This window comes from Bacteriovorax sp. Seq25_V (assembly GCF_000447795.1).
Classification (GTDB): domain Bacteria; phylum Bdellovibrionota; class Bacteriovoracia; order Bacteriovoracales; family Bacteriovoracaceae; genus Halobacteriovorax_A.
Genome location: NZ_AUNI01000019.1, coordinates 195,584 through 207,414, shown reverse-complemented (window position 1 = coordinate 207,414; position 11,831 = coordinate 195,584). Strand labels below are relative to the sequence as shown.

Below are 11,831 nucleotides of genomic sequence, written 5' to 3'. Positions count from 1 at the left end.
AAATTAAATATAGATAAGAACTTGCCCTCTCGGGGACTTCCATGGGTATGAGACATCCATTTGCTCTTGAAGTTCGCGGCATTTAGCAGATAAAAAGATAGACGTACCGCGCAGGGCCTCCTTAGGTTTCGCCTTGACTATAAATGGAAAAGCGCCAGGAATCTGAGAAGCTATGGGTTCTATCTCAAAGTTCTTAGCAACAATAATTATTGCACGGCCAAACTGGTAAACTTCAATCCCCCCAGAAAATGTGTATGGGCCTTTAGTCTCATTTGTGTTCTTATTAAAATTTTGAACAAATTTATCTATCTGCAACGAGACTTGGCCTCTAGTCGCACTTGAAATTTTAAAGATCTCACGCTTAAGAAGATCTGGTTGTAGATCACCTTCAACTTCTAAAATTACTCCCCATTCTCTATGACGGTATTTCACCATCATCTTTTTATGAGCATTGTTACTTTGGAGCATTAGTTTTAATTCACGCTGTGAATTCACATAGTGCTTGAGATATTTTGGATAGCGCTTAGCGATTTTTTTGACTAAATTTTCGCGTACAAAATTTCTTTCAAATTTTAAATTTTTATTTGAACTATCTTCAAACCAAGATAGATTTTTTAGTCGCGCATATTTTAAAATTTGGGCACGAGAGACACAATGAAGCGGTCTTCTAAATATTCCTCTTTTAACAGGAATTCCCAGTTTAGAGCTCATTTGAGAACTTTTGAATTGTTGCATTAATGACCATTCAAAACAATCGTCTAAATGGTGACCAAGTAAGCAAACTTCATCTTTTTCGAGATTTTCTTTTAAAGCTTGATAGCGAGCATGACGTGCAAGATTTTCAAAATTTGAAGCTTTTAGATCAAGAGGCGCAATTTTTAAAATTGTATATTCAATTCCAAGCTTCAGACAAAAGTCCTTGAGTCCAGCAAGCTCATGAGAAATGTCTGCACGAGTTCCATGATCAACTGTCACAGCACGAGGCCTACGCACAAATCCTTGCAGATGAAGGTCATTTATCACAGAGAGTAGGGCCACAGAATCAAGGCCACCACTGAGTGCAATAACAGGACGCTTTGATCCGATTAAATTGAATTCCACACAAAATTCATTGATATGTTTCGAAAAGTTGAATAGATAGCGCTTTAGATTTGTCATTTTTTATTAAATTAATATATTGACAAGATATCTGCAACTCATTAATATTCCAGAACAATCCATGGCGATGTAGCTCAGTTGGTTAGAGCACGACATTCATAACGTCGGGGTCGGCAGTTCAAATCTGCCCATCGCTACCATGCTTCTATCTTTTCCCATACTTATAAATAACTTCTCAAATTTTACATTAAGAAATGAATAGTCTCATCTTTTTTTAGCCATCCAAAAATTGTATAAAAAATAAACGACACACCAAAAAGATAACACCTCCAATTAAACAAAATGTAGTAAAATCAATAAATTAATCATAATTCATTACCTTTTTTCAGTACCTTACTTTCATTATTTTCATGAAAAAATGACACGGTGCATGGCACGGTTCTTGTATATTTGATAGTGTACTAATTAATTTGAACTATAAGCTTGGACTAATATGAAAAGTGAAAGAAAACTCCTTATTTCATCTCTCCTCTTTTCTACTCTTGTGAGTGGAACAGTTAGCGCGGACTTCAAAAAGAGTGCTAAGGATTTAGGAATTGAAAAACTAAAACTATCTCTAGGAGCAGGCTATACAGATCTTGCGGGGTCAATTGATAAAGCAAAGCTTTTCAACTCGAGTCTCAACGTCGAAACAAGAGCGAATATTTCCAATGATATCTACTTAAATCTTAACCTTACGCTTTCTTCTGAGACAGGAAGCTCAAAAGCTCAATATGATCAGAGAAGATTTACACCAAAGTCTGGCTACTACGCTAAGTATGCCTACCTTTCATATAATGTTCTTGAACTATTCGACCTCTATGCTGGTGCACTTGATAATAATGATGAAGACTCAAGTGACAACCTAATTGCTTCAGGAGCATCCTCTATGGGTGTGAGAGAGAAAGTCTCATTTGAAAATGATTTCTTAAAAATGAGTGCCGTGGCGACACAATCAAGTCCATATAATGACGAGCTATCAAATCGTTTTGATAATATTGACGAGGGTGAACCAAGATTTTTCAGTGAATTTATCAATATCAAATTTAAACTTGGTAGACATGCTATAGATTTAAAAGGCGCTCAGTACGCATACAAGAATCTCTCAAGTTCACTAGCTTATAATGATAAGTACTACGGAAACACTGTTTCAGGCACAAGTGAATCAAACTCACTATACGTTTACGGATTTAAAGGAAAAATGCTTAAGGCCAGCACGACTCTTGCTCTTGGTAATTCTTTAACAATTACACCAGCAATGAAGCAGGTGAAAAATAACAACGCTGACAGCGGTCACGACACTGGTAAGGTATATGAACTTTCAGCTTCAACTGAAGTTCTAGATAATAAGGTTACTCTTTCAATGTCTGATTTCTCAGTAGATTCAGATACGACAGTTAGTTATTACAATAGCTCTCCTTATAAAAATAATTATGAAGGTAAAACATTAGAGCTTAAAATCGAAAATCCTGAAAGTCTCACAACGACAATTAGTTACGTAGACAGAAAGGTAAAGACACCACAATTTTATTTATCAGATGAAAAAATTATAAAAATAAACTTAAGGAAGTCTTATGACATTTTGTAAGAAGAAGCTTGCCCTATTAACTATTTGCGCTTTTCTAATTAGCTGTTCGCAATCAGTTGATGACAAGAAAGCTGATCCACTGGCCGGCGCTGATGGGATCAACGCAATGTCTTCCACGCTAATCGTTAAATCGATAAAGATAGATGGAAAACAAGAAGTTGGAGAGAGTCCAACATCAAGACAGCCTACGGATAAGTTCTACACAATGAAAGCGTGTCTTGATACGACTTTTGATAGAGACTTAAGTTTCTTTAACTTTAGTTTAACAGGAAAAGAGATTGGAACAAAAACTCTTCGCTCTGATAAAGATGCATGTATATTCTGGGAAGAGCATGTTGAGATCGATTTCACACAAGCAAACCAGCTTGTCGAATTTAAAAGAACAATAAGTGTGAATGGTACAGAAATTAGTGCTCCTCTATACTATGGAATTGATCCAATCAACGGAGACAACTTCATTGACTTAACCAAGGCGGAAAATAGAACAACGACAAATAGAAATAACAAGCTTGCAATTAACAATACAATCGTAATGGATCAAATTCGTTTCACACCGAAAGGTTACGGAAAAGAGGATCCAAGAAATGACAATAATGTTATCGACAAGCCATTTGTAGCAAATACTTGTTTTAACCTGAAGTCAAATGGTCAAAGAATGGCAAGACAAATGATCGATGCCTACATGATCAATGAAGAAACAGGACGTGTATTAAAGAAAGAAAACTTCATGCTTAACGAAAATGGTTGTGCGGAACTATCTTTTTCAATGCTACATGAGAGATATACAAATACAAGACGTATTCCATACAACTTTATCGTGAAATCAAAGAACCCTGCACTTAAAGGTGCATATGTAGAAAGAAGAGTATGTCTCTACCCATGGTCTAACTCTGGATGGGTCTTTGGTCATGATACAATCTCAGGAGAATGCCCAGAAGATTCAAAAGATCAAAAAGCAAAAATCTTTCTTGATGAGATTAACTATTCATTCTTAGGTCATGATCAAGATAAAGGCTTTCATATTAATAAGAACCTAGATCTTGTTATCGTGAAGTCATACGTCGTTAATATGTTTCCAAAAATTGACTATGGTAACTTCGTACACACAATTGATCCAACTGAGCCAATCTTCTCAGGAAGATTTAGACTAAAAGTTTTAATCCTTGCTCCAACAGATGGTGATATTGAACTAACTTCAACTAACTACCATAAGTTCAAAGTGATATCTGCGACAGCAAAAGAAGTTGAAATTGAGGCAAAGAGGTTAAAAGCAAGAATTGATCTACCAATCAAATTTAGCGATGTACCATATGTTTACACAAGAACATACGCTGTTGTGAAACTTGAGCCACTTGAAGAAACTGAGAACTCACTAGTACCAGGAATTGCAGCAGGAACGTTCCATGCTTCAAGCAAGATGTTCAGATCAGTACTACACACACAAGTGGATGTAGAAGATGCAGTAGCAAAAGAATCGAGTAACATGGTTGAGTTACAAGGATTTTTAGATAACTTATTTTCACAAGTTAATTCTGAATCAAATGGGAAAATCATTGATCAACAATTAGCAAGAAAAACAAATACAAGTGCAGAACAAGCATTTATGGAAAGAGCAAAGACTGAAACTGAACTTGAGGACTTTACAAATATCTCACTTTCTTCACTTGATAAAAAACTATCAATGAAGCTTGAAAAGCAAGAAAGACTGGCCCTTTTTGAAGATAACTACTCAAGAGACACGATGAGAAAGTTTTGTGATCTGTTCTTTAGCAATGAAACAGTTGGATCATGGGTATTTAAGTCTTACAAAGACATTAACTATAAAAAATGTATAGAAGCGCCAGAGACAATGATGGATGTATCAGCATATAGTCATATCAAAGCGCTTGAAACAAAGAATCCAAGAGTTGAATTCTCTAATACAATTAGAATTCACAGTGGAGCTGGTACTGGTTCGTACCATGGAACAAGTGATAGAGTATCAACATCAAGGAGTATCAAGGCCGGACTTGGTGTAAAGTTTGACATCCCAGTTGTAAAAATTGGAGTAAATGGTGGAATTGACGTTGGGAAGATGTGGGGACACGATATGCAAACAGGAAGCTCAAACAGAGCTGATGTTGGAACAGGTGTTGACCTTTATGCTGAGAAGCTTATCCTAGGATTTAAAGCTTACACAAACAAGTGCGTGACTTTAACAGGGACGAATAGATATGAGTTAGAGCTTCAAGAACATCATATGCCATATGGTTATGGTGGAGGAATGCCACACATTATCGAGAGGAGATATGACAATCCAAAAAGATTTAGAATTTGTATGGATAATATCGTTGAAGAACAACTGACTGAATCATGGTTCTATATTGGAGAAGGTCACCAGTTTAATACAATCCTAAGAGATGGCTTAAGTATGGCCGAAAATAAATTTGTTACTCTAATAAGAGGAGAGAAAAACTTTGCAAGATTCACTGACTTTGTTAATGAAAATGCACAGAATATCTTCTTAAAGAAAGTAAAAAAGACGGTATTACCAGACACATATATGAAAGATACTTTTTCAAATTTCTTACTGGCATTTGATAGAGATCATGACCTCGTAGCAGATATCGCAATCCCAGGTACGGTTGAGAAGTATGACGACCTTGGAAATGCTGATGATCAATACTACGATGAGCTTCCAGTGAAAGACTTCAATCCACTGACGAGTTCATTTGGAGAAAAAAACAACTAATAAAGACAAAGGGCCTCTAGAGATAGAGGCCTATTTTTTTGGCAAAATAAAATGGGAATGAAAATCCATTCTTATAAAGCCCATTTAAAACAATCATGTCATTCTCAGTATAAAAAGATGGAAGACGCTTCTTTCCTTTATGCCTTATCCCAGTAATAACAGATGCTGTTTCAATACTTGGAAGAGGTAGCTCTCGAAATACAGAGACAAAACTTTCATAATTTTCTCTTAGCTCCTGAAGGTAGTGATCAAAGACAATCCCTTCATAACTCGTGCCACCAAACAGAACAAGCTTCTCGCCGCTTCGATAAATTATATTAAAGTGACCCTGGCTTAAAACAAAAGAGTCACTACCAAGATCTATGTCTTCCCATTGAAAATATGAACCACTCACTGCCTTCCCTTCTGGTAGTTTCTTTTCTTTGAACAAGAAAGGAGTATAAGGGCCTGTGCAAAGAAGAAGTTTACTATAAGGAACAAGATCACGCTTTCTGGTATTAATAACATGATCCTTTAAATTCACAGCAGTCACGACATCATCAACTTTAGTATAATTTGAAAAGTACTTTAGATAAGATGCTTCAAGCCACGAATTTAGTGATGAAGAATTAATGATTGCACAGCGATCAAAAGCACATTCCACATTGAAAATTTTAGTCTTGTGACTGTAGCGTTCGTTGAACTGCGCAAGTTTTGACTCGTTTTCAGGTTTTACATAGTATTGACGAGAGAACTCAACGCCTTCGGGGGAATAAGTAGTACAAAATTCCTCAAAAGCAAAAAGAGAGTCCACAAGGAGATCTCCAAGAATCGAAATCCCCTTTTGATGAGCGCCAAAACTAACAACTGACGTCGTACGTGCCGTACACGTAGGGTAAAAAGAATCGCTTGAGATATGAAGAATTTTTTTTGAGTTGTCAAAAGAATCGTCCAAAGCGAGGGCAAAGAGCATGCAACGCGCAGCTATACCGTCTCCTACAACTACTAAATCATATATATCATCCATTACTTACCCGAAAAATTCATTTTTTAATTGTCAGTTAATGACTTCTAACCTTAAAATTTTAAAACTTTTTAACACAAAACACTATCTAAAGACAGATTGAATAACACACAAAATGAGGAGTTTAAGTGAATATTGACAATAATGCAGTACTCTATTGCGTGGATAACACAGACATTCAGGCAAAGTATATTATGGCAGTTCTAGAGATGCTATATGTGGAAGATTGCACTGTTCCATTTATCACACGTTACCGTAAAGAAAAAACGGGCGGAATGGATGAAACTCAAATCAGAGAATTACAAACAAAGTACGAAGAATATATTGAAAGAGAAAAAAGAAGAGCATTCATTCTTGAGGCAATTAAGAAGCTTGAACTGCTCACACCAGATCTTGAGAAGAAAATCTTAGCAGCAACTACAATCAACCAACTCGAAGATCTCTATGCACCATTTAAGTCAAAGAGAAAAACAAAAGGTATGGTTGCCAAAGAAGCTGGACTTGAGCCATTTGCAAACTTCATGCTAACGACAAAAGCACCAATGACAGAAATTGCAAAAGAAGCAGTTAAGTATATCAAGCCAGATCTTAAGATTGCTTCATTTGATGACGTTATCAAAGGTGCATGTGATATTATTATTGAAATGTTTGCACACGACTCAGAAATCAAGGATCAATTAAGACTTGAGTACTGGAAGCTTGCAACAATTAAAACATCTAAGAGAAAAGAAGCAGATGAAGTAAAAGACTCTGACAAATACAAAGACTACTTTGAATTTGAACAAAGTGTTTCTGGTTTAAAAGACCCGAAGGCCACTCACCGTTTCCTGGCAATTAGAAGAGCGATGACTCAAAAAGTACTTAAGGTCGATGTTATTTTTGATGAGGCAATGGCAACTTCAAAAATAAGAAGCAAGTACTACGAAGATTCAAGCTTAACTCTTTTAAAAGTTCTTGAAGACTGTGCACTAAAATCATTTAAAAATTATATTCATAGTTCACTTGATCTTGAGATAAAAACTGAGCTTAAAAAACTTGCTGATGAGTCAGCAATTGAAGTATTTGGCGCAAACCTTAAAAACCTTCTTCTTCAACCATACCTAGGCCCAAAAACTGTACTTGGAATTGACCCAGGTGTTGTGACAGGTTGTAAAACTGTTGTGGTTGATAATACAGGTAAGTTTGTAGTTGATACTGTTATCTATCCTCACCCACCTAAGAACTTCAAAGAACAATCAGCAAGAATTCTTGAAGCAATGATTGATCAATTTAATGTTGAGTATATTGCTATTGGGTCCGGAACATATGGAAGAGAAACACTTCAATTTGTAGAAGACATGGTAAAACAAGTTAGGGATGGAAAAGTAAAAGCAACAATGATCTCTGAGGATGGAGCTTCTGTTTATTCTGCGTCGGAAATTGCAAAGAAAGAATTCCCAGACAAAGATGCAACGGTAAGAGGAGCAATCTCGATTGCAAGAAGATTCCAAGACCCTCTAGCAGAACTAGTTAAAATTGATCCAAAATCAATTGGTGTTGGTCAGTACCAGCACGACGTCAACCAGACAAGACTTAAAAAATCTCTTGATGGTGTCGTTGAAAGTTGTGTTAACTACGTAGGAGTTGATTTAAATACAGCGAGTGCTCCTCTACTATCTTTTATTTCAGGAATTGGGCCAAGTGTTGCAGAAAATGTTGTTAAATATAGAGACAGCAAGGGACTTTTTAAGAAGAGAGAAGAAATTTTAAAGGTACCACGTTTTACAGCAAAAGTTTTTGAACAGGCCGCAGGTTTTTTAAGAATTTATAACGGTGAAAACCCTCTAGATTCAACATTTATTCACCCAGAAAGATATCAAACTCTTGAAGACTGGGCGAAAGAGAATGGAAAATCAGTAAAAGAACTTGTTGAAGACAAAGAACTTGCAAAGAAAATTAAAACAGACTCAAAGCTTGTTGATGAGCTTGGACAATTTACAATTGATGATATTGTTAAGTCTTTAACTGCTCCAACTCAAGATCCGCGTACAGAGTTTAAGACAACAGAGTTTAGAAAAGACGCTCAATCAATTAAAGATATTAAAATTGGCGAGTGGTACCCGGGTATCGTTAAAAACATTACTCAGTTTGGTGCCTTCGTTGATATCGGGATCAAAGAGAATGGACTTGTGCACGTTTCACAAATGGCCGACCACTTTGTAGAAAATGCACTTGATGCTCTAAAAGCTGGTCAAGAAGTTAAGGTAATGGTTTTAGATGTTGATCTCGAAAGAAAGAGAATTTCACTAACTTGTAAAAAAGGTGAAGACTCTAAGCAATTTGTAAGACCTACGGGTGGCTCTTCTCCAAGACAGGGAGGCAATAGAGCTCCAAAACCACAAGCAGATGCACCAATTAGAAATAATGCATTCGCAGCTCTTAAGAACTTTAAACTGAAATAATAAAGGGAGGGAGGTCTTCCTCCCTGTATTTATATGAATCTAAAGAGTATCTTAATAGTTTTGATCAATATCTCTATCACAGCAAACTACTATCCACATGTAACAACAAACCCAAATACCCTGGCACCAGGAAAAGTCTCTCTCCAAAAGACAGCAGGTGCAAATGTAACCTCTAGCGTATTTATGAGTAGCTTATCAGTTGGTATAGCAAAAGATTTTGAACTCGGAACTATCCCATTACTATATCTCGAAAGTAGACATCAATATAACTTTAACTTTAAATACAACTTGTATAAAAATGATTTCACTTCTATTTCGATTGGTTTTACTAGAATGAGCTTCAATATTGATGACTACCAGGCACAAGATAACTTCATCATCAATATGACATCGCTTATCACCTCATTCAATATATATACTGGAATCGCTATTGGATTTACATTTAACCGCGACTCAAGTTACACAAAAAAAGAGCGACTTCAATCATATAGGTCAGGAGATGAGTTTAGCCTAGATATAATATACGAAATCAATAGTGACTATATAGTTTCTACTGGAATAGGTGAATACCAAATGAATTTAGCTGCAACTGGAACCGACACAATATTTGGATATGGAGCATCTATTACTGTTATCAGAGAGAAAAAGTTATTATCATCACCAAGTTTAGGACTTCACTACTTACCCAAGAACAAAGGATTTCTCTATCTCTTTACAACGAGTTTTTATTGAAAGTTTTTAATTTATTATCAAGCCATTCTTTCATCTTCATACGTTTACCGTTCTCATCTATAAAATAATCTTCTCCAGTACTTGATGACTTTGAAGCTACATTGTCGATAAAAAACTCAGCCGTCCACTCTTCTTTAGAAGGAGAAAAAGGGTTAAGCATTCCAATTCTATATTTTCTTTTAATATGATCGTGGGCCTTAGTCGCGGGGTAGGACTCCCCAGATCGATAGAAAGTCCCTTTCGATTGATTTATTGCATTTAAAAGAAATTCAATTCTTTTTTCATTTTCTTCTACGCCAGCAAAAGCGAGCTGACAAAATAAAATAATAGACAATAAAAGTTTATTTGTAATATGCACTTAGTTAATCCTTTATAAACTGACATCCAACTTTAAATTTCCCATCTTCCATTTCACGAATTGAGCGCACAATCAAGCGATAAGGATTAGCAAGGTTTTTCCCATCGATACTAACTGCAACGATGCGCTCATCCTTGAAAAATTCAGCAGGATCTTCAACACGAAAACTAAGGCCACCAGCAGAAAGATCATAGAGAAAGTGAAAATCAAGTATTCCAAGGAGCCCCTCATTATCATACTTTCTGATCCCAACCATTTTCGTCGATGTAATTTGTTTTCTCTCTGCTGCACGAAGATGCTGATGTTTACCTTCATTCTCACGTTCAACAAGTTCCACAGACTGAATGAATTCGGCCTTAACTGGTGTTACCTGAGTTGGGATAGCAATCATCATATATTGCGTTCCAACATCTCGAGGAACAAAAGAAAAGGCGATAGCTCGCTCTTTTGCAAGGATGAATGTCTTAGCATCACCAACAAAACGAAACCCATGCTTTACATTAGGACGAACATGAAAGACCTTCTTAATTGGGTCAACTTTTTGAATGATCACATAATGAACAACACGTTCTTTTGTACCATCTTCATGAATAACATCCTGCCAACACCAAAGCTTGGTTTTATTATTACTAAGTCCTTTTAAGATTCCGATAATCTCAAGATCATCTTTAATAACTTCACCTGACATTTCTATCTTCCAATACTTCTTAGGGTCTTTAAAAAATCGTTCTTTGAATTAAAAAATCTCGTGCTTGCAATATATGTGAAAAGAATTGTTAAAAGCACAGGAAATACAAAAGAGAAATTAAATGAATACAGCGTAATCTTAACAGGAAGAGATCGGTCAACAAACATCTCAGGCATGATAACAGGAGAAAAAGATTCTAAAGTATAAGCACTTAGAAGCCCCAAGAGATTGCCAAAAACCAGTGTCGAGATCGTTACAATTCCAATATTTATTGCGCCAACTTTTTTTATACGTTGAAGGGACATTCCTAAAATCCAGAAAGAAACAAAATCTTGCTTTAAGCGATTAAAGAATATACTAAGGCCTGCAACAATACTTAGGCCGACAAGTACAACTGTGGCGCTAAAGAGAAAAAGGATAACATTATTTTCAAGCGAGAGAGCGTACACAAGATTCTGATGTGAAGACTCCCAACGAATTATATCTTTAACATTTGAAAAAGATAGAATTTTTACTGTCTGATCTGTAGAAAGCTTCTGATAGATTCTGATTTGATTCACATCTCTCTTCCTAATTAAAGACTGCACACTTCTAAGATCAGTCCACACGTGAAATTCATCAATTGCAGGATCTTTAGAATCTACAAACTCTGAAACTTCTAGGGTCTTATAGCGTGCGAGATCCCCGAAAAAAGCATCAGTATGAGCAGGAGAGATAATTTGAACATCATCACCTGGGCGAATCATGGCCTTCTGGGCCACATAAGCCGACATCAGTAACTGAGACTTAATTTCATTATCTTTTAAGAAATCTGCGACATGAACGCTACTTGCAAGTCCGTGAATAATTACAGGAGTGATGTAATTACCATTTTTGACAAGACCCTCTAGTTCATATTCCTTCGAATACTTTATCTTATTATCAATAAGGTACTGATCAAGCTCGAGTCCATCACCGTTAAGTTTTATAACGTAGCTACCCTCAATTTCTTTAGAACGCTCTACCCTATTACCTTGGAGACCTGTGAGTACTCCCTGAACAAGGACTAAGCAAAAGCTAGAAACAAAGAGTCCCGCCATGGCCATAATTAGTAGGCCTTGGCGAGTCTTTGCTTGAAAAAGATATTTTATGAAAAACTTTAAAAAATGCATTC

At 36.2% G+C, this 11,831-nt stretch carries 9 protein-coding genes and 1 tRNA gene; 5 read left to right on the top strand and 5 right to left on the bottom strand.

Translation table 11 applies throughout. The features are described 5' to 3' along the window. Window positions 1-3: 3 nt before the first annotated feature. Complete coding sequence (gene tilS / locus M900_RS12370; RefSeq protein ID WP_034732611.1) at window positions 4-1,158, bottom strand: tRNA lysidine(34) synthetase TilS; 1,155 nt, start codon at window positions 1,156-1,158, stop codon at window positions 4-6. A gap of 63 nt (window positions 1,159-1,221) precedes the next feature. On the opposite strand from tilS, the gene M900_RS12365 reads away from it, so the two are divergent. From M900_RS12365 to M900_RS12355, 3 genes are all read left to right on the top strand, one after another. Next, window positions 1,222-1,298 (top strand) — tRNA-Met (locus M900_RS12365). Between the two features lie 293 nt (window positions 1,299-1,591). Further along, window positions 1,592-2,725: a hypothetical protein gene (locus M900_RS12360; protein ID WP_021275128.1), complete on the top strand. Its 1,134-nt coding sequence runs from the start codon at window positions 1,592-1,594 to the stop codon at window positions 2,723-2,725. Next, a complete protein-coding gene (locus tag M900_RS12355) occupies window positions 2,712-5,456 on the top strand; it encodes a hypothetical protein (protein WP_021275203.1) in 2,745 nt (914 codons plus the stop codon). Before M900_RS12360 ends, M900_RS12355 begins: the two co-directional genes overlap by 14 nt. Before the next feature lie 16 nt (window positions 5,457-5,472). Here the strand turns inward: M900_RS12355 and M900_RS12350 are convergent, their stop codons facing one another. Then, window positions 5,473-6,462, bottom strand: a complete 990-nt coding sequence (locus tag M900_RS12350; RefSeq protein ID WP_021275129.1) for an FAD-dependent oxidoreductase — start codon at window positions 6,460-6,462, stop codon at window positions 5,473-5,475. Between the two features lie 125 nt (window positions 6,463-6,587). Here M900_RS12350 and M900_RS12345 point away from each other — a divergent pair, with 125 nt between their 5' ends. Together M900_RS12345 and M900_RS12340 are read left to right on the top strand one after the other, a co-directional pair. Beyond that, a complete protein-coding gene (locus M900_RS12345; RefSeq protein WP_052600818.1) occupies window positions 6,588-8,900 on the top strand; it encodes a Tex family protein in 2,313 nt (770 codons plus the stop codon). A 60-nt stretch (window positions 8,901-8,960) separates the two neighbouring features. Beyond that, window positions 8,961-9,632 carry a hypothetical protein gene (locus tag M900_RS12340; protein WP_021275183.1) on the top strand — a complete coding sequence of 224 codons (672 nt, stop codon included), beginning with the start codon at window positions 8,961-8,963 and terminating at the stop codon, window positions 9,630-9,632. Here the strand turns inward: M900_RS12340 and M900_RS17290 are convergent. From M900_RS17290 to M900_RS12325, 3 genes are read right to left on the bottom strand one after another with little or no spacing between them, the layout of a single operon-like run. Then, window positions 9,613-9,990, bottom strand: a complete 378-nt coding sequence (locus tag M900_RS17290; RefSeq protein ID WP_021275136.1) for a DUF5329 family protein — start codon at window positions 9,988-9,990, stop codon at window positions 9,613-9,615. The genes M900_RS12340 and M900_RS17290 overlap by 20 nt on opposite strands. A 4-nt stretch (window positions 9,991-9,994) precedes the next feature. Further along, a complete protein-coding gene (locus M900_RS12330; RefSeq protein ID WP_021275088.1) occupies window positions 9,995-10,678 on the bottom strand; it encodes a PilZ domain-containing protein in 684 nt (227 codons plus the stop codon). Window positions 10,679-10,680: 2 nt separating this feature from the next. After that, complete coding sequence (locus M900_RS12325; protein ID WP_021275216.1) at window positions 10,681-11,829, bottom strand: ABC transporter permease; 1,149 nt, start codon at window positions 11,827-11,829, stop codon at window positions 10,681-10,683. Window positions 11,830-11,831: the final 2 nt, after the last annotated feature.